The sequence below is a fragment of the Bacteroides difficilis genome (genome assembly GCF_048319815.1).
GTDB classification, from domain to species: domain Bacteria; phylum Bacteroidota; class Bacteroidia; order Bacteroidales; family Bacteroidaceae; genus Bacteroides; species Bacteroides zhangwenhongii.
The window spans coordinates 3,894,368-3,912,107 of the sequence record NZ_CP182814.1 but is presented as its reverse complement, the minus strand read 5'-3'; the positions used below and the strand labels follow the sequence as shown (position 1 = coordinate 3,912,107).

At 37.6% G+C, this 17,740-nt stretch carries 18 protein-coding genes and 4 tRNA genes; 5 read left to right on the top strand and 17 right to left on the bottom strand.

The genetic code is table 11. The features are described from left to right. Nucleotides 1-15: 15 nt before the first annotated feature. Entirely contained in the window at nucleotides 16-564 is a 549-nt protein-coding gene (gene rfbC / locus ACNOGP_RS15400; protein WP_007760533.1) for a dTDP-4-dehydrorhamnose 3,5-epimerase, read from the bottom strand. Between the two features lie 90 nt (nucleotides 565-654). Between rfbC and ACNOGP_RS15395 the strand changes: the two genes are divergently transcribed. The 4 genes from ACNOGP_RS15395 to ACNOGP_RS15380 all read left to right on the top strand — a co-directional run bounded on the left by ACNOGP_RS15395 (nucleotide 655) and on the right by ACNOGP_RS15380 (nucleotide 2,773). Further along, a complete protein-coding gene (locus ACNOGP_RS15395; protein ID WP_418213134.1) occupies nucleotides 655-1,680 on the top strand; it encodes an SPOR domain-containing protein in 1,026 nt (341 codons plus the stop codon). Between the two features lie 17 nt (nucleotides 1,681-1,697). Next, nucleotides 1,698-2,225: an FHA domain-containing protein gene (locus ACNOGP_RS15390; protein ID WP_186967664.1), complete on the top strand. Its 528-nt coding sequence runs from the start codon at nucleotides 1,698-1,700 to the stop codon at nucleotides 2,223-2,225. Between the two features lie 103 nt (nucleotides 2,226-2,328). After that, on the top strand, nucleotides 2,329-2,553 hold the full coding sequence (locus ACNOGP_RS15385; RefSeq protein WP_007760545.1) for a DUF3791 domain-containing protein: 225 nt from the start codon (nucleotides 2,329-2,331) through the stop codon (nucleotides 2,551-2,553). A gap of 52 nt (nucleotides 2,554-2,605) precedes the next feature. Then, a complete protein-coding gene (locus tag ACNOGP_RS15380) occupies nucleotides 2,606-2,773 on the top strand; it encodes a DUF3990 domain-containing protein (protein WP_418213133.1) in 168 nt (55 codons plus the stop codon). Nucleotides 2,774-3,215: 442 nt separating this feature from the next. Here the strand turns inward: ACNOGP_RS15380 and ACNOGP_RS15375 are convergent, their stop codons facing one another. The 6 genes from ACNOGP_RS15375 to ACNOGP_RS15350 all read right to left on the bottom strand — a co-directional run bounded on the left by ACNOGP_RS15375 (nucleotide 3,216) and on the right by ACNOGP_RS15350 (nucleotide 10,855). Next, a complete protein-coding gene (locus ACNOGP_RS15375) occupies nucleotides 3,216-4,964 on the bottom strand; it encodes an SEL1-like repeat protein (protein ID WP_418213132.1) in 1,749 nt (582 codons plus the stop codon). 9 nt (nucleotides 4,965-4,973) lie between these two features. Continuing rightward, entirely contained in the window at nucleotides 4,974-5,615 is a 642-nt protein-coding gene (locus ACNOGP_RS15370) for an EcsC family protein (RefSeq protein ID WP_418213131.1), read from the bottom strand. Nucleotides 5,616-6,012: 397 nt separating this feature from the next. After that, nucleotides 6,013-6,387, bottom strand: a complete 375-nt coding sequence (locus ACNOGP_RS15365) for a tetratricopeptide repeat protein (RefSeq protein ID WP_007760561.1) — start codon at nucleotides 6,385-6,387, stop codon at nucleotides 6,013-6,015. A gap of 965 nt (nucleotides 6,388-7,352) precedes the next feature. Next, complete coding sequence (locus ACNOGP_RS15360) at nucleotides 7,353-7,823, bottom strand: HU family DNA-binding protein (protein ID WP_186967666.1); 471 nt, start codon at nucleotides 7,821-7,823, stop codon at nucleotides 7,353-7,355. 498 nt (nucleotides 7,824-8,321) lie between these two features. Then, nucleotides 8,322-9,761 carry a tagaturonate reductase gene (locus ACNOGP_RS15355; RefSeq protein WP_418213130.1) on the bottom strand — a complete coding sequence of 480 codons (1,440 nt, stop codon included), beginning with the start codon at nucleotides 9,759-9,761 and terminating at the stop codon, nucleotides 8,322-8,324. A 26-nt stretch (nucleotides 9,762-9,787) separates the two neighbouring features. Further along, nucleotides 9,788-10,855: a substrate-binding domain-containing protein gene (locus ACNOGP_RS15350; RefSeq protein WP_007760572.1), complete on the bottom strand. Its 1,068-nt coding sequence runs from the start codon at nucleotides 10,853-10,855 to the stop codon at nucleotides 9,788-9,790. A gap of 198 nt (nucleotides 10,856-11,053) precedes the next feature. On the opposite strand from ACNOGP_RS15350, the gene uxaC reads away from it, so the two are divergent. After that, nucleotides 11,054-12,460, top strand: a complete 1,407-nt coding sequence (uxaC, locus tag ACNOGP_RS15345) for a glucuronate isomerase (protein ID WP_287669525.1) — start codon at nucleotides 11,054-11,056, stop codon at nucleotides 12,458-12,460. Nucleotides 12,461-12,873: 413 nt separating this feature from the next. On the opposite strand, the gene ACNOGP_RS15340 is transcribed toward uxaC, so the two are convergent. From ACNOGP_RS15340 to ACNOGP_RS15295, 10 genes are all read right to left on the bottom strand, one after another. Continuing rightward, complete coding sequence (locus ACNOGP_RS15340; RefSeq protein WP_121765106.1) at nucleotides 12,874-13,257, bottom strand: hypothetical protein; 384 nt, start codon at nucleotides 13,255-13,257, stop codon at nucleotides 12,874-12,876. 159 nt (nucleotides 13,258-13,416) lie between these two features. Then, nucleotides 13,417-13,941, bottom strand: coding sequence for a hypothetical protein (locus ACNOGP_RS15335; RefSeq protein WP_121765105.1), 525 nt, complete (start codon nucleotides 13,939-13,941; stop codon nucleotides 13,417-13,419). Between the two features lie 2 nt (nucleotides 13,942-13,943). Further along, a complete protein-coding gene (locus ACNOGP_RS15330) occupies nucleotides 13,944-14,336 on the bottom strand; it encodes a hypothetical protein (protein ID WP_121765104.1) in 393 nt (130 codons plus the stop codon). Nucleotides 14,337-14,498: 162 nt separating this feature from the next. Then, entirely contained in the window at nucleotides 14,499-15,215 is a 717-nt protein-coding gene (locus ACNOGP_RS15325) for a DUF2829 domain-containing protein (RefSeq protein ID WP_121765103.1), read from the bottom strand. Between the two features lie 222 nt (nucleotides 15,216-15,437). Further along, nucleotides 15,438-15,605, bottom strand: coding sequence for a hypothetical protein (locus ACNOGP_RS15320; RefSeq protein WP_183128229.1), 168 nt, complete (start codon nucleotides 15,603-15,605; stop codon nucleotides 15,438-15,440). Nucleotides 15,606-15,615: 10 nt separating this feature from the next. After that, the gene (locus ACNOGP_RS15315) at nucleotides 15,616-16,161 is read right to left on the bottom strand and encodes an adenylyltransferase/cytidyltransferase family protein (RefSeq protein ID WP_121765102.1); all 546 of its coding nucleotides are present in this window, start codon (nucleotides 16,159-16,161) and stop codon (nucleotides 15,616-15,618) included. Between the two features lie 426 nt (nucleotides 16,162-16,587). Further along, nucleotides 16,588-16,658 (bottom strand) — tRNA-Cys (locus tag ACNOGP_RS15310). Nucleotides 16,659-16,743: 85 nt separating this feature from the next. Continuing rightward, nucleotides 16,744-16,815 (bottom strand) — tRNA-Asn (locus tag ACNOGP_RS15305). Between the two features lie 215 nt (nucleotides 16,816-17,030). Next, nucleotides 17,031-17,102 (bottom strand) — tRNA-Glu (locus ACNOGP_RS15300). A gap of 515 nt (nucleotides 17,103-17,617) precedes the next feature. Next, nucleotides 17,618-17,691, bottom strand: a tRNA-Ile gene (locus ACNOGP_RS15295). Between the last annotated feature and the right edge of the window lie 49 nt (nucleotides 17,692-17,740).

Here is a 17,740-nt window from a genome sequence, read left to right as displayed (position 1 = left end):
TTGTCTATCCAGAAGTTATTCAAAATACACCGCATCTTTGAAAGCCGTTCCCTCCTTGTCTTTAGGAGATAGCAACATCTGCGACTCGGCAAGCGGCCAATCTATACCCAATGTCGCATCATTATATATAATGGAAGCCTCACTTTGCGGAGCATACTTATTATCTACCTTGTATGTGAAAATGGCTTCGTCGCTCAATACGGCAAATCCATGCGCAAAACCACGTGGAATGAAAAACTGTCTCTTATTCTCTTCGCTCAACAAAACACATACATGCTTTCCGAACGTAGGCGATGATTTGCGCAAATCCACAGCAACATCCAACACTTCTCCTTTGATAACACGAACCAGTTTAGCCTGGCTATGTTCACCTTTCTGATAATGCAATCCGCGTAATACCCCAAAGGAAGACTTGGATTCATTATCCTGTACAAAATCAACAGGACCGATATTAGCCTCAAACTCCTCTTTCTTAAAAGCTTCCATAAAGTAGCCACGTTCGTCGGAGAAAACTTTAGGCTCTATCAGCCATACTCCGTCTATTTCTGTCTGTATATAGTTCATTGTCGATGGTTATAAATAAAACGATGCAAAAGTAGTGATTTTTTCGTAGTTTTCTGGGATATATTCAATTTATCTCTTAATTTTGCACACATGATTGAATTAGCACAACATATAGAGGTTTTATTGCTGGAAAACGACTGCGTCATCGTTCCGGGGTTTGGTGGATTCGTTGCACATTACGCACCTGCAACTCATGTAAAAGAAGAAAATCTTTTCTTACCTCCTACCCGTACGATAGGATTCAATCCGCAACTGAAACTGAACGACGGAGTGTTGGTGCAATCATATATGGCCGTTTACGACACTAGTTTCGCTGACGCCAGCCGCATAGTAGAAAAAGAGGTGAACGAATTCATCTCCCTTCTTCATGAAGAAGGCAAAGCCCATCTGGAGAATATCGGTGAAATCCATTATAATATTTATGGCAATTACGAGTTCATTCCGTACGATTATAAGCTAACCACTCCTTCTTTATACGGATTGGATTCTTTTGAGATGCACGAGCTTGCCGCCTTGCCACAAAAGGAAAAAGTGTTAATACCACTCAATCCGGAGAAAGAAAAGAAAACTTATGAAATCAGTATCAACCGTACATTCCTCCGCAATGCAGCAGCCATGATTGCCGCCATTGTGTTGTTCTTCGCTTTTTCCACTCCGGTAGAGAATACCTACGTTCAGAAGAACAATTACGCACAGTTGTTACCTAACGAGCTTTTTGAACAAATAGAAGAACAGTCGGTTGCAATGACTCCTGTTCCGGTAAAGAGCGATGCGAGACCACAGAGAGCCAAGAAAGCTAAAACATCAAAGCCCATTGCTGTGAAAGAAGTTAAAGTGGCGAAACCGCAAACAGTTCCTGTGCCATCGGTAAAGCCACAAGCTAATACGAATCACCCTTACCATATTATAGTAGCGGGAGGTATCAGCCTTAAAGATGCGGAAGCTATGGCAAACCGGTTAAATGCCAAAGGATTTGCGGAAGCAAAAGCGCTGAATACCGATGGTAAAGTACGTGTCAGTATCCGCTCATTCAGCAACCGTGAAGAAGCGACGAAACAGTTGTTGGAGCTTAGAAAAAACGAAACTTACAAAAATGCCTGGTTACTGGCAAAATAAAATCCTTTTTAAAAAGCATGAAACGAGTTCTTTGTCCCAAATGTGAGAATTACCTTTATTTTGATGAAACCAAGTATAGTGAAGGTCAGTCACTTGTATTTGTATGCGAGCATTGCGGCAAGCAATTCAGTATCCGGCTTGGAAAAAGTAAAGTCAAAGCTCTCCGGAAAGAAGAGAATTTGGAAGAAGAGGCAGAATCCCATAAAGAAGAATTCGGATATATCACAGTAATTGAGAATATATTCGGATTCAAACAAGTACTTCCACTACAAGAGGGTGACAATGTGATAGGACGGCGTTGTGTGGGGACAGTCATCAATACTCCCATCGAAAGCGGAGACATGAGCATGGACCGCCGCCACTGCATTATCAATGTCAAGCGCAATAAGCAAGGAAAACTAATCTATACTTTGCGGGACGCTCCCAGCCTGACAGGTACATTTCTCATGAATGAGATCTTGGGTGATAAAGACCGTATCCGCATCGAAGATGGAGCTATTGTGACTATCGGAGCCACCACATTTATACTGCATACGGCGGAATAGTTACTAGAAGTCTTTATTATAAGGCTCTCTAATAAAAAACGATTAATACATTTGCAACTTTGCTCATTAATTTGTTTCTTTGTTATAAAGTTGATAAAAACTTATGGGACAGGTCAATGACAATAAAATAAAATATACAAACTACTGCATTGCAACTTTTGCAAAGCAGTACAAAATGTCTTTGCTAGAAGCTTTCAACTATCTAGATCGATATGGCGGCTTGACTTTTTTAGACGAATGCTACGAAGCCGAACATTTATTATCAATAGAAGATGCTATTCATGATTTGGTTGTTATCTGCAAAAACAATGGAGGAGAGCTGAAATGATTTTATATCATGGGACTAACATAGACTTCAGTCTATAGATTTAGAACAATGTATGCCATATAAAGACTTTGGAAGAGGGTTTTATTTAACCGATTTAGAGCAACAGGCAAAAGATATGGCTCTTCGTAAAGCTAAATTTAGCCCAAATACTTCTCCATACGTTCTTAAATACGAATTTGATGAAAAAGCATTAAATTACTCAGAAAAATATGAATACTAAAGAATATTTAGTGCAAAGTATCGTCAGTCAATGACCATTTATTTGATGAATGATTATAATTGGGATATGCAAACAGCCTTAAGAACCATTTATCATTCAGAATTTTTCCAGAAATTAGATGATCCTGAAATAGAGCTATATACTCAAAGTCCCAAGTATGTTTACTTATTTCTCAAGAAAGAATTAACCACTGGAAAATATATCTGATACACCCGAACAAGGAATTAGTTTGATATCCCTACCGATGTAACGACGCAATTGTACTGATTTGTTTTAATTCACAGTCAATCATGTAATAACTTTGCCGATATATCGCCATGCCTATGACAAGGTATTGCCTATATAGTGGCAAGGCGTTGCCAATAGAGCAACAAAACCTTGCCAAGCTATTGGCAATAAAGACAAAAGTAATATCCAATTATAGCCGTAATTTAGGCTCACTTTATTTTTTATTAATTCTGTATTTTAATTTCCCTTTATATGTAGGAGAAGCTCTTTTACCATCCCATGAAATCATCGCAAGCCCCCTCTGAAAAGTATGATGCATAAACGCCCCAAGAATCGAATCAAATAGGCATAATTCCATATATTCATCTGTTCTTGTTGCACTTATAATTTTTCTTTCTATATCACCGGTTTGTATATTCAATTCAGAATAGTCTTCTGATATTCCATGAATAAAATTTCCCTTATAAATATATTTTTTACCATGAAAAATATATTCTCCATGCATATAACCTTCATCATCCAGATAAGCCTCAGTATATCTTCCATCTTTATATTTCCATGAAAATTTACTTAAAATGTTATTTTCATATTCAGCGTTGATCTCCCCTCCACAATTTTCTTTCCAAAGACCATCTATATTTCCATCTCGATATGGAACTTTTAACCAGTGTCCACTACCACCATGATGAAGCTCTACAACCCAAATACCATCCCTATAGCCATCTTTAAAATGCCCTTTGATTGTGAATAAGGGAATTGTCTTCCCTTCTTTTGTACGAACTGACTCATTAGATTGGACTTCAAATATTCCATGATATATCCGTACATCTCCAACCTCGTAATATTGATAGCGACAGTGACAATTACTCAAATTAATATCATAAGACGCCCGTAAAGTAGGTAAAGTGTATTCTCCCACATATGTTTTGATTTTACTTCTATAAGTACTATCTAATTGAGCGTACGGCATTCCCGCAACTTGTCTAAATAGCTCTTTTGCTTCTTCTGAACCTTGTCGAGAAGCTAGTAATATATATTTCATCTTCAAGCTCGCATCTCCATCCCTCTCTTGATAGTGCTTCATCCAATATATTTGGGCAGCGAGAGAACCATTATTTGCAGCTCTAGACATCCATGTACCGCTTTTAATATTATTTTTCTCTACCCCTATTCCATTTCCATAACAATAACTTACAGCATATTCAGCGGCAGCATATCCTTGTTCTGCAGCTTTAGAATACCATTCAAATGCTTTAGATGCATTCTTTTCTACACCTGTTCCAGAATAATAACAATTACCTACTTTGTATTCAGCATTAGCAGATCCTTGTGCAGCTGCTTTGGAATACCATTCAAAAGCTTTAGCTGTATTCTTTTCTATACCCATTTCATTTTCATAACAATAGCCTATAGCATATTCAGCTGGAGCAAATCCTTGCGCAGCAGCTTTAGAATACCATTCAAAAGCTTCAACTGTATTCTTTTCTACACCTGTTCCATTCTCATAACAAACACCAACATTGTATTCAGCTAGAGCAAATCTTTGCACAGCAGCTTTGGAATACCATTCAAAAGCTTTAGCTGTATTCTTTTCTACACCCATTCCATTCTCATAACAAACACCAACATTGTATTCAGCCTGAGCAAATCCTTGTGCAGCTGCTTTAGACCACCATTCAAATGCTTTAGTTATATTCTTTTCTACACCTGTTCCAGAATAATAACAAGTACCAACATTGTATTCAGCCTTAGCAAATCCTTGTGCGGCTGCTTTAGAATACCATTCAAAAGCTTGCGTGTATTCTTTTTTATCATCTAAACACTTTCCCATTTTATATTGTGCTTCAGAATTTCCCAAGTTCGCTTCTTTGAGCAAATCTTGTTCGTTGCTATTTTGAGCAAATCCACATATAGACATAATGCATGAGAGCATTATGATCACAATAAATTTTATTTCTTGCATGACTAGTAATTATAGATTTTCTATTATAAATGTATTTCTTGCAACATTTCCAACTGTATTAGTAGCAACAACATCAAAAGTCGCGCCTACAATACCACCTACAAAAGGAATTGTTTTACCAAGATTAACAAAACCTTTTTGTCCAAACTTAGTAAGCAATCTAAATCCAACGGCTTGATTAATCTTTTTCAAAGTCTCCCCTGATATTTTTTTGATTCCTTGCATAGCTAACTTATTACCAAGCTTAATTCCAAAATTTTTTGCGACTTCAGCAGCTGAACTTGCCGCTATACATGAATATACAATTGACCGTACACGATCGTCTTTTACATCATACCCTCCCATAATTGCTATGGCAGCAACCATACGAATCTGAACATAAAGAACACTAGTTATATTAGCAGGAAGAGTTAATGGTAAAGTTAAAAGCCCTCCTAATCCTGTTATGAATCCGCTTGTGCCGGCTTTAGTATTTTGCCATCTGATAAGAGAATTCACTTTATCTATCAGTGCCCCCTCTCCTTTCAGATAGTCATCCGCCATGTCTTGAGCCGAGTCTAAGCCACGAACCCCATTAACGGCTTTGTCATAAGCCCAATCAAGTGCATTCAAAATGACTTCCTGACTTAAGGAAGTTAATTCATTTTTCATAAACTATATCATTGCCGTCCTCTAAAATGCGGACGATTAAAAATTAAAAAAAACTTGATTCACTAAAACCGCATCATTCTTTGTCATTATTGAAACTAGTTTTATTAAAGAGTTCTCTAAATATGGTTTTATCTGTTAGCAATATACTCAAGATTGGAAAATTCTCATAAGTGTCTATTTTGAGAAAATTCTTAAAACTGTTGTAACTACGGCCAAAAATATAACTGTGAGAAAACATATTTGTCTTGATGCATCTGCTATCATATTTAATATGATGCAAAGCTACAAATTCAACTCTATTTTCTCGGGAAGTCTCTGTAATTAACTATACTTCAAAGAGCTATTGCAATTTTTTAGTGAATACTAATGAAGCTATGTATGCCTTTATTAAAGAATTTCATTTATAAGGATACAATTGGCAGACTTTCAGCATTTTCTTTGACTCCTTACATCCCTGATTAGCAGCCTTTTCGTACCAATAAATTGCCTTATTTACATCCTTTTTAACTCCATGACCATAAAAATAAAACCACCCTAAATAATACTGTGCTGGCCGATAATTATTCTCTGCTGATTTTTCTAACCATTCAATCGCTTTTAATTCATCACGTACAAAACCTTTTGCGCCATTACCATAATACCATCCGATTCGATACTGCGCTTTAGCATTTCCCTCTCTTGCTTTTGCTAAAATCTTTTCAGTACTTTTGTTCTGAGAGTAGCCACATAATAAGAAAAATGAAAATAAAAAAAATAAGACTGACCTTTTCATAATTTTGTCCTCCTATACGCTTATAAGTCTCCAAATTCAGCCGTTTATTTTTTTATTAAACGATACTATGCAAGAAAGGCGTGAGACTTGTCTGCCAGTTCATCGAAACTGAGGCATCGCCAAACGCCTATTCTAGTATGAACGAGAAGAAACAATACTCTCACGCCATTTTGATATATGGATACAGCAATGGCTATAAGAACATATACAAAACAGAATGAGCGTCATATTGCCTCTGCCCACTAGAATAAAATTTGGCGAATTTCAGTTTCGGGACAAAGCAAAAACGCTTTCTTATGTCTGCTAAAACACAAATTATGTCTTAACAATTGCAAAGATACGTTTTTTCTTCAATATGACGCTCTAATGAGAGTATTATTTCTTCTTAAAAGGTTCTTTAAGATAAGCGAAAAGTATATATTAATAAGAATGGATTTATCATAATAAGCAAAATTAATTTTACAGCTATAACTCCAACAGCAGCAACATAAACTATAAAAAGAAAGTGTGGAGTTATTAGTCTATCTATACAGGAGGCTCTGGTAAGCCTTGATTTAAATAAACAATACCCCACACTCATAAAGTATATGTAATGAAAATTACACATAACGATACAAGTGATGAGTGTTATTGCCATCCTTAAATCAATTCGAAATTTACCAGATTTCCTGTATAAGGATAAAAGCTAAACACTTTCATCAATAAAAACGACGTTGAGCGACTTGCGTTGCTACAACGTCACAAAGATAAAAATTATTTCTCACAAATGATAATTTGCGCATTATTCTTACTAAAATTCCACGACCAATAGGAAATTTCACCGTTGGGCAACGGTGATTTTGTCGTTGGGCAACCATAAATTCAGCATTGGGCAACGGTGAATTTGCACTATTCAGCCTAAAATGCAGAAAAAAATGGGGGAAACTCTTACGAACTTCCCCCATTAATAAGTGATTTAGCAAAGATTAATCAGCCGGATCCGGAGCTTCTCCCGAATTTCCACCCTCGTCCGGATTTTCGCTATCACTACCACTAGTAGTCGACGTGCCATCTCCAAACAGTTCCACACTTGCCGAACCCAGCATAGCTTTGAATCTACTACCCGGAGTAAATACAATCTTTTTCCGGATAATGGTGTGGGCACTCACGTCTTCTTCCTTGTCTTTCCCTTCGGCATTGATTGCCGGACGGAACGCGCCAAACTCGTCCAGCTTCACCGAAAAACCTTCCTCCAAATAGGCTATCATCACATCCTGAACTCCCTTCAGCACCACATCCACCATAGAACGATGAACACCTGTTCGCTGATTTACTTCATCACACAACTTCTTGTAGTTGATGCTTCCTACTAGTACGTTAGCTGCAACGTACTTTTCCACCTTGTTTTGTTTATCGAAGTACAAGGTAATCTTCTTTTTTTTATATTTAAATGCCATGATTTTAACATTTTAAATATTCAACAATTATATAAGTCACTCTATTGACTTCGATGCAAAGATATGAGTCTATATTGAGATTTCCAAATAGAAAAATGGTAGTATTTTAATAGCAAAATCTTGATATTTTACAAGAGAAATGAGCTTACAACAAAGCTGCAAGAAAATAATAAAACACAACATTATAACAATCAATAATCACGTAATTACAATAATTCACACCAATACAATAAATAAAAATATCAAACAGGCGACAAAATAATGACAGCTATTAAGGATTTGAAGATTTTAAGAACGTCTTTCTTTGGAAAAAAATGAGATACAACCCGTATATTTAGACACTAGAAAGTAATAATAGCCAACAATAAGCAAAACAACATTAATATACATTAACTTTAAGAGGGTATCCCAATAGCCATAAGACTATCAAGACACCCTCTTGAATGAAAAACCAAACTCAGTTAAATTCAACTATTCGGCCTATCTCCGATATCTAAATCAAAGAATACCCTTCACAGTTTCAAGCATTCCCTTTTCTTGAATAGAATCCAAATCAGCTTTTACAGCTTCCGTCAATCCCGGAATTTTATTCAAATCTTCACCCCAGATAAATTCTGCGCCCAGAACACCTTCGGTTACTTTCTTTGTGCAACTGGTAGCCCATAGTTCTTTCAGCAGATTCATGATTTCAGGAGCGTCGTTCGGCACAATCTCAGCGCCATCCGCACGTACACCACCCTTATAATAAGTAATGATAGCTGCCAAACCAAGTACAAGTCCTTTCGGAAGCTCACCTTTACGTTCCAGATAAGTTTTCAATCCCGGCAGATCACGAGTCTCATATTTCGGGAAAGAATTCAGCATAATGCTTGTTACCGCATGGTCTACAAACGGATTATTGAAACGCTCCAATACATCATTCGCAAATTTCTCCAATTCATCTTTCGGCAGGTTCAGAGTTTCCATCAACTCGTCAAACATCACCTTATGGATATATTTTCCTATTACTTCATGCTGGCAAGCGTCACGAACAATATTCACACCGGACAAATAAGCAACCGGAGAAAGAACGGTATGCGGCCCATTCAGCAAAGTAACCTTACGTTCATGGTATGGAGCTTCCGACGGTACAAACAATACGTTCAAGCCTGCCTTGTCAGCCGGGAATTCTTTGGCAATCTCCTGCGGAGCCTCAATAACCCACAAATGGAAGATTTCAGCCTGGACCACCAAGTTATCGTCATATTGCAGTTTTTCTTTGATAGCTGCAATATCCTTGCGGGGGAATCCCGGAACTATACGGTCTACCAACGTAGCATATACACCACAGGCTTCTTCAAACCAAGTCTTAAATTCTTCGCCCAAATTCCACAACTCAATGTATTGATAGATCGTTTCTTTCAGTTTGTGACCATTCAAGAAAATAAGTTCGCAAGGGAAGATGATCAGGCCTTTTGTCTTGTCGCCATTGAATGTCTTAAAACGATGATATAACAACTGAGTCAGTTTACCCGGATAAGAAGAAGCGGGAGCATCCTCTAGTTTGCAAGTCGGATCAAAGGCAATACCGGCTTCTGTAGTATTTGAAATAACGAAACGCATTTCCGGTTGTTCCGCCAGTTTCATAAATTCGTCATTTTGTGTATAAGGATTCAATGCACGGCTGATTACATCAATCATTGTCAAGCTGTTAACCACTTCTCCTTTATCCAATCCTTGAAGATTGACATGATAAAGATCGTCCTGTGTATTCAGCATATCGACCATACCTTTGTCAATGGGCTGAACTACTACAACACTACTGTTGAAATCTGTTTTCTGGTTCATGTTATAGATAATCCAATCTACAAAAGCACGTAAAAAGTTACCTTCACCAAATTGAATAATACGCTCCGGACGTTGTGCCTTAGGAGCAGTTTCTTTGTTTAATACTTTCATGTTAGTTGTAATTTATAAAGTTGATATTATACTAATTCAAAATAAAAATCGATGTTTTCTTTAATCAGGATATCAATAGGCATATATTTCACAGGATCGATATTTTTCTTGAACACGACATGATCACACAAAGCTTTCACACCGCAATAACCTTGCAATCCCGGCCGCTGTCCGATCAAATAATGTACATCCCCCGATTTCAGCAACTCTACATTTGCTTTCAGGAGGTCATATCCTATCAATCCTTTCATGCTACGCCCTGCATGACGGAGATATTCTCCCAACTGATATACTCTGGAATTGAACACAACTCCGAGTACAGCTTTCGGGTGCGTCTCAAAGAACCGGTCCAGTGTCCGACAGTTATTTTCCTGATTGGACTTATTCAATACTACTTCATGAATCACCAGATTATCGTATTCCTCAGTGATATACTGCATAAAACCTTCCAGACGGCGCTGCATCTGTATTTCAGCAGGGTTATTCTTGTTATTACTTAAAAACAGTACCAGTTCCTGCCCTTCTCCCACCGAATAATTACGCATCAATATCTTAGCCGCAATGTATCCGCTCTTATACGAATCTTGTCCGATATAGGTTAATGCATTCATTTCTTCCATATTGAAATCGACGAAAGCATACGCTATCCCATTCTCTCGCAGATAGGCCGTCAATGATAAGGTTTCTTCCCGGAAATTGGGAGCAATCAACACCGCATCCACATTGCTTTCCTTGATAGAACGACAGGCTTCCTGATAGCTGGCTTCATCTCCGTGATGGTAACACAGATAATCCACGCTCACATTGAAAGGACGCAACTCTTGCCGGGCACGCTCAATGCCGCCCACTACGGAATGCCAATAATCGTGCTCTATATAATAAGGAATTAGGCAAACGAAAGAATATTTCTTTTTAGCAGCCAGTCCGATAGCAAAAACATTGGGCTGGTAATGAATTTCATCCAGCACCTTCTGAACCTTAGCTTTGCTCTTAGGAGATACGTCACCGCGATTGTGCAATACCCTGTCCACCGTTCCGGCAGAAACGCCTGCCATACGGGCTATGTCTTTAATCGTATAGTTCTGGTCCTCCATAGTGCTAAAACTTAAATATTATAAATAATCGCTGCAAATATACGAATTATTTTGTTACTCCAAGTAAAATTTCTATTTTTGTGTTCGATAACGGTTAATAAAACTAAAACGAGATTTACACCTAGTAGCTTTAAAATCAATACTATATAGGTATAAATACAGAAAGTAATAATTTTATATACTTAAAACACAGTAATAATGAAGAATTTCATGGACGAGAACTTCTTACTGCAAACAGAAACTGCACAGAAGTTGTATCACGAGCATGCGGCTAAAATGCCGATTATCGACTATCACTGTCATTTAATTCCACAAATGGTAGCCGATGACTACAAGTTTAAATCACTGACTGAAATCTGGTTGGGAGGCGATCACTACAAATGGCGCGCTATGCGTACAAACGGTGTAGACGAACGTTTCTGCACAGGGAAGGACACCACAGACTGGGAAAAATTTGAGAAATGGGCAGAAACCGTACCCTATACTTTCCGCAATCCGTTATACCATTGGACTCATCTGGAACTGAAAACAGCTTTCGGCATCGATAAGATATTGAATCCGAAAACCGCACGTGAGATCTACGATGAATGTAACGAGAAATTAGCTCAACCTGGATATTCCGCTCGCGGAATGATGCGTCGCTACCACGTAGAAACCGTATGTACTACCGATGATCCGATAGACTCGTTGGAATATCACATCAAGACACGAGAAAGCGGATTTGAAATCAAGATGTTGCCGACTTGGCGTCCGGACAAAGCTATGGCAGTAGAAGTTCCGGCAGATTTCCGCGCTTATGTAGAAAAATTGGCAGAGGTAAGCGACACCAACATTTCCAGCTTTGACGATATGATTGCCGCTTTGCGCAAACGTCACGATTTCTTCGCAGCACAAGGATGTCGCCTGTCCGATCACGGTATCGAAGAATTCTACGCAGAAGATTATACCGATGCGGAAATCAAAGCTATATTTAATAAGGTATACGGCGGTACTGAACTGACGAAGGAAGAAATTCTGAAGTTCAAATCGGCAATGCTCGTAATCTTCGGAGAAATGGATTGGGAGAAGGGATGGACTCAACAGTTCCATTACGGCGCAATCCGCAACAACAATACCAAGATGTTTAAATTGTTAGGTCCCGATACAGGTTTCGACTCTATCGGTGAATTTACAACAGCGAAAGCAATGGCTAAATTCCTCGACCGCTTGAACACAAACGGTAAATTGACGAAGACAATCCTCTACAACCTGAATCCATGCGCAAACGAGGTGATTGCAACTATGCTGGGCAACTTCCAGGATGGATCTGTTGCAGGAAAAATCCAGTTTGGTTCCGGATGGTGGTTCTTGGATCAGAAAGATGGTATGGAAAAACAAATGAACGCCTTGTCGGTACTCGGTCTTTTGAGCCGCTTTGTAGGTATGTTGACTGACTCCCGTTCATTCCTATCCTACCCGCGTCACGAATATTTCCGCCGTACATTGTGTAATTTGGTAGGACGTGACGTAGAGAACGGAGAAATCCCAGCATCCGAAATGGAACGTGTAAATCAAATGATTGAAGACATCAGCTATAACAATGCTAAGAACTTCTTCAAGTTCTAAGTAGTACACCAAAGCTATAAATGCCGTTGCCTGAATCCAACAATCAGACAACGGCATTTTTTATATCCACCCCACCTTTTACCAAATTTAGAAATAAAAAAAGAAGCAACACGAAGTCACTTCTTCCTTTTGTACACCCTCAGGGGGTAAAATTGATGTTGATAGCCAGACAATTACACATTTGGTATCATTTTAGTATCACATCCCAATATTTCAATTCATCTACATTACCAACCATAGGTTAATAAATGTAGGATAGACTCACTTGTTTATAATACAAAGATAATTCATTATGAGAATAAATCTATATCTTTATTGGATTTTATTTCTTTTTATTCATAGCTCTCCTTTCAGCTCGATTTTTATATGGACTATGAATTTCAGAATATGTATTGCGCGAAATCTCTAGCATATTACGGCACCATTTTTTCAGTTTTTGAAATATCCTCATTAGAGTTAGATATTTGAGTTATTTGAACGATTTGCTGTAATTGATCGTTAGTCAATTTATCAATTTGAATGTTCTTAACTTGTTGTATTAAATGTTTTCGCATAACTTCCTGCCTATGTTTATACAATAACTCTGGAGTAAGCACTTCAATATAGCAATAGTGGTATCTTTCAGAAGGTGTTTTTCTACCATCATTTTTACGGAACTTAATATTATTACATATAATTAAAGTTGGAGTTACTCGCTCCACAACATAAATTGTGGAGAAATAATTACTCCTAAAATACACCTTATCTCCAGGTTGTATGTCATAAAGAGATTGTTTTATATCATTGCCCTTTTCCATTGTTGATTTTTATAAATGATTTATAATACTTACAGTAACGAGGTGTTTTTCTTGCTGTTATTCGCCTTTTTAGAGCTTTGCAATACATCTGATAGTTAGTACATACCTCATAGTGAACACACTCGCTACAATGCCTATCATCATCTTTTTTCATGTCTCTTATTTCAGATATTCTTTATTAAAATGATTATTCTTAATCAGCCATCCTATCATAGATACGCAACACTCTATTGGACTATCTTCAATATGTGTTCCAACCAAACAATCTGCTGTATATCTCCGAATTGACAGATTATAACCCGAAGCATGTTTTATCAGTTCTGGATGATGTGCCTCAAATCCAGGTTTAGGATCTGGAACTTCATTAGGCAGCATTTCCAACAATCTCGATAAGCTCCATGCTGGAATATCTCTACCCCATATTTCATCAAACACTTCTTCTCCAGTCATAGGTGTTCCATCCGGATGCTTATGAAAAGGCAATGCTAACTTTGCAATTCTATTAGGTGTCCAAAATTTGCCTCTCAATGTTGGTGGAGCTGGTTTTAATTCCCATTTCAATGCAGGCACTTTACTTTTGGTATAATGATATACCATATCAGCAGTTTCGGGTTTTACCCCTAAAGCTATCAATCGTTCAGATTGCTTTTTATCTGTAGAAATTGATGATATAAATTTTTTCATTACTAATCTTTTAACCGTTTTAATTTCTGAACGAGATGTAACGCTAATGTCATATAATCTTTAACCTGTTCTTCATTGGGTAGTTCATCCGAATACCCACTAATAGCCATTAGCGTGTCACATCCTGAGCATGAACCATAAAATGTATCAGTAATAAGATAATCTTCCATTGAAGGTTGACAAATATTTTTATGGATCAAGAAAAGTTGAGTTCCTTGATAATTTCCATCATCAATAATGTGAATTTCAGATGTATTATACCCCTCTATGACATAAGTAAATAATGCTTCCACTATGTCAATGTAATTTGCATATTCCGACTGTTTGGTATTTTTAAACCAATTCTCTAATTTGAACTTATTAGCTTCCCATTGCTTTATTATTTCCTTTTCCATCTGGTTTATATTTTGACATTAAATAATCAGCAACTTATTGTTGAAGATATATTCATCTTGTTTAAAGACGTACTGCGAATTACCATAATAACTGTTTGTTCTATGTACTATGGTTTTTACGATATATATTTCTGTTTTATGAATATACATAAAAGGATAAGATTACTGAACGATTTCCCAGTCTTCAGCAAACATATCGCTGATTGACGGAACCCAACTGTCAGCATGTCCGGTATTCTCGTTGTAAATAAGGCACTGGCTTGTATAGTCAATGAACCCCTTGCCTTTTAGAATAAGGTCTTTTGCCGATTGAGGAAGTGACTGCATCTTTGGAACAATATCGCTTTCAATGTGTGCCGGGACTTGCTTGATAACCCACAATCCCTTTCCATTCCAACCTTTTCTACGAATAGCAAGACCAAATTTCAACGCTTCGATTGCAACTCCGAAAGACATCTGATTAAACGGAGCATTAGGAGCACCGTCAAGACATCCAATACGACATTCAAGTGTTTTCACGTAATTACCCATCACTACTTGCTGTAAGCGTAACAAGAATTTTTGGTAGTTGTCTGTTACCACTTCATCCATCTTTCCAGAATCAATAAAAGCAACAAGTTTATCCAACTTATCATACAAGTCTTTCATCTCAATGTGCAAACGGTCAAGAAAGGTATCTGTACACTTGTAATATTTCTCAAACGGTTCGGCAGGCAACCAACTTTCGTAACCATCTTCACATTTAACATAATAACCTTGCTCTGTTTCTTCATGGTTCTCAATGTCCTTACCATAGGGGTTTCTGCCTGTTTTTTGAACGAAGCCACCCAATGTCATAGGTTCGGCTTCAAGCTGTCTTGTTCCAATATACTTTTTCATAATTATTTTTTATTTCTATTAATAATATTTGCGGAAAAACACTATTTGTGATGTTATGAACGAAAATATAAATGTTAAGGCTATGCAGTAATTAGGAAGACCAAGCCAACTAACAAATTCTGTAAGTGTACAAGCTATTGCCCATATACATAGGGCAATAACAGTTCCTTTTAATTCAATATAAAGTTTATCCATAATATCTTATTTTTAATAACAATTCAACTATTCGTTAATTGGGTGGTCGTTAATGTCTCCAATAATCCATTCAATAGCAGCTTTTATTCCTTGTTCATAACTCATTCCTGGATATTTTGAACTTCCAGTTTCTTCGGCATTAGCACATTGGTTGAGCAAATCCCAAATTTCTTGCTCGTTTCTTACTATCTCCATATTTATATTTTTACTTAAATACATTTAGAAATGCCTTAATCGTTTGGCGCATATCATACACGCACTGTGGAACAACGTCCTTTTCTGGAAGGTTATCAGCAAGTATCATATCACGCACCATAGTTGCTGACACACCATCTTCACAAGTGTTTCTGGCAAGTAAAGATAGAGACACGTTATTCCTTAAAAGAAATCCTGGGAACCAAGATGTGATGGTTTCAAATCCATCAGAATAATAGATGGTGAAATCTGATTGGTTGATTTTGCTGACAATAAATGAGTATAGGTAAAAACCCCAGTCATGGCTATTATCTGACTCATCAGAAAGGTCAGCAAGCTCAACAATCTTCGTTTTTTCGTGAAGAGAATGGTCTTTAATCGCCTTTTCAACAAGTTGTTTTCGGATAGTCCAAGGTATCGGGTTCCGTTTTGAGAGTTTGTCTATTGAGCCAATAATAACTAAAACTTGCTCATTCTCGTCACAAGCCTTCTTTATCAGCTGTAGGTGTCCATTATGTATAGGCTGGAACCGAGCCAATATTACTCCAATTTTCATAATTACTATTTTTATGTAAATAATCAGTTGCTACTTCCATTTCCGGACACTTTAAGTTGATTGTTTACAACTTTATTAGGAGAATTTGTTGAGGAAGCAGGGAGGACCGAAGCTCTAGCCACTTTATGCAATACATTAATAGTGTGTTACTTTCATTCACCCATACTTCCTTTACAAATGACAACTTTTTGAGCAAAATGCTTACCTTTGCAAGCAATATGACTAAACTTACGGGTAAGTCGAATCATTTTAGCCAAGAGCGAAGAGACAATATAGCTGCAATCTGTGTTGTCCTTCAGACAGTTATAGCTGTCATATCTCTTTTGATTCAACTTTGCGAATAGCCGCTGTCATTTTGATTTCACAACCATATTAGCCCTATGGTTGTCATCTTTGGGGAGTAATTGCAACTCCCCATTTTTTATGAGGTCCATGCAGGAATCGAACCTGCGATCATGGTTTTGCAGACCATTGCCTTACCACTTGGCTAATGAACCAGATAGCTGGAAGTTTCACAACTTCACAGCTTCGCGGAAAGAAAAATAAGCTAATCCAATAACAATCTTTTTACCTTTAAATATGCGTTCTTAGGTGGATTTGAACCACCGACCTGATGATTAACAGTCATCTGCTCTACCATTGAGCTATAAGAACAAATGATGTCTTTATCTCCCTAACCGACCCATCCCCTTTCGGCGATGGTGGAGAAATCGAACACTCCCATAAAGACATCTATAACACACCGATTCTACCAACAGCTCGGTATCACACTCCTGGACCAACGATTCCAGACAGGACTTAGTTTACTTGCATATTGACTTGTCTCAGCATAACCTGCATGTTCGCTCCCTTGTACTTCGGGCCTGTTGTACTCGGTAATGGAGTCGAACCATTCTTTTCTGCTCGAAAGGCAGATGTCCTTTCCGATAGACGAACCGAGCAAGTTTGCCGGATTTTCACCGGCTTTTGGCTAAAAAGTCTTAACTTTGCAGCCGCAATGGAAATTAATTTGCTGTTGCTTATCCTCCTTGTACGAAGCTTAACGGCTCTCATAAAGGAAATCAAAAGACGATAAGCCGCCCCATAGGACGTAAAAACAACAATTGAGCTTATTAGCCATTTGGGATGTGAAATACGATCGGTTCACAGGCTTCTAAGCATTTTACAAAGTTTCTGTTGAGAGGATTAAAGGGACGCAAGACATTTTCCTATAACGTCTCCAAACAACCCATTCAGCCATCCCAGCAACACCAAAGTTGGAAACTGTATGGATCGCGCCCCTCCTCTTTTTTGAATGTCAAAGACCTTTTGAAGATTCATGTGTTCTGGGAACTACCTACATCGACAGTATCTGTGTCGTATTCTAATCTTCTAAATTACTATAAAAGTACTCCAACGCATTTCACAACGAATTGGAGCAAAATAACATCTATTTAAAAGAAACACTATAAAAATGTGGACCGGAAGAGAATTGAACTCTTGACCTTCAAATTATGAGTTTGCTGCTCTAACCAACTGAGCTACCGGTCCTTTGGGGGTTACTTCCTTAAACTTTATTATTTAAGGAAGTAACTATTAT

Coding starts and splice junctions, on each gene's coding strand:
- ACNOGP_RS15380 (WP_418213133.1), top strand. CDS start 2,606: ATGCCATATAAAGACTTTGGAAGAGGGTTTTATTTAACCGATTTAGAG.
- ACNOGP_RS15360 (WP_186967666.1), bottom strand. CDS start 7,823: ATGGCATTTAAATATAAAAAAAAGAAGATTACCTTGTACTTCGATAAA.
- ACNOGP_RS15365 (WP_007760561.1), bottom strand. CDS start 6,387: ATGAAAAGGTCAGTCTTATTTTTTTTATTTTCATTTTTCTTATTATGT.
- ACNOGP_RS15325 (WP_121765103.1), bottom strand. CDS start 15,215: ATGAAAAAGTATATTGGAACAAGACAGCTTGAAGCCGAACCTATGACA.
- ACNOGP_RS15320 (WP_183128229.1), bottom strand. CDS start 15,605: ATGGAGATAGTAAGAAACGAGCAAGAAATTTGGGATTTGCTCAACCAA.
- ACNOGP_RS15335 (WP_121765105.1), bottom strand. CDS start 13,941: ATGAAAAAATTTATATCATCAATTTCTACAGATAAAAAGCAATCTGAA.
- ACNOGP_RS15350 (WP_007760572.1), bottom strand. CDS start 10,855: ATGGAGGACCAGAACTATACGATTAAAGACATAGCCCGTATGGCAGGC.
- ACNOGP_RS15370 (WP_418213131.1), bottom strand. CDS start 5,615: ATGAAAAATGAATTAACTTCCTTAAGTCAGGAAGTCATTTTGAATGCA.
- ACNOGP_RS15375 (WP_418213132.1), bottom strand. CDS start 4,964: ATGCAAGAAATAAAATTTATTGTGATCATAATGCTCTCATGCATTATG.
- ACNOGP_RS15315 (WP_121765102.1), bottom strand. CDS start 16,161: ATGAAAATTGGAGTAATATTGGCTCGGTTCCAGCCTATACATAATGGA.
- ACNOGP_RS15395 (WP_418213134.1), top strand. CDS start 655: ATGATTGAATTAGCACAACATATAGAGGTTTTATTGCTGGAAAACGAC.
- ACNOGP_RS15385 (WP_007760545.1), top strand. CDS start 2,329: ATGGGACAGGTCAATGACAATAAAATAAAATATACAAACTACTGCATT.
- ACNOGP_RS15330 (WP_121765104.1), bottom strand. CDS start 14,336: ATGGAAAAGGAAATAATAAAGCAATGGGAAGCTAATAAGTTCAAATTA.
- ACNOGP_RS15355 (WP_418213130.1), bottom strand. CDS start 9,761: ATGAAAGTATTAAACAAAGAAACTGCTCCTAAGGCACAACGTCCGGAG.
- ACNOGP_RS15340 (WP_121765106.1), bottom strand. CDS start 13,257: ATGGAAAAGGGCAATGATATAAAACAATCTCTTTATGACATACAACCT.
- rfbC (WP_007760533.1), bottom strand. CDS start 564: ATGAACTATATACAGACAGAAATAGACGGAGTATGGCTGATAGAGCCT.
- uxaC (WP_287669525.1), top strand. CDS start 11,054: ATGAAGAATTTCATGGACGAGAACTTCTTACTGCAAACAGAAACTGCA.
- ACNOGP_RS15390 (WP_186967664.1), top strand. CDS start 1,698: ATGAAACGAGTTCTTTGTCCCAAATGTGAGAATTACCTTTATTTTGAT.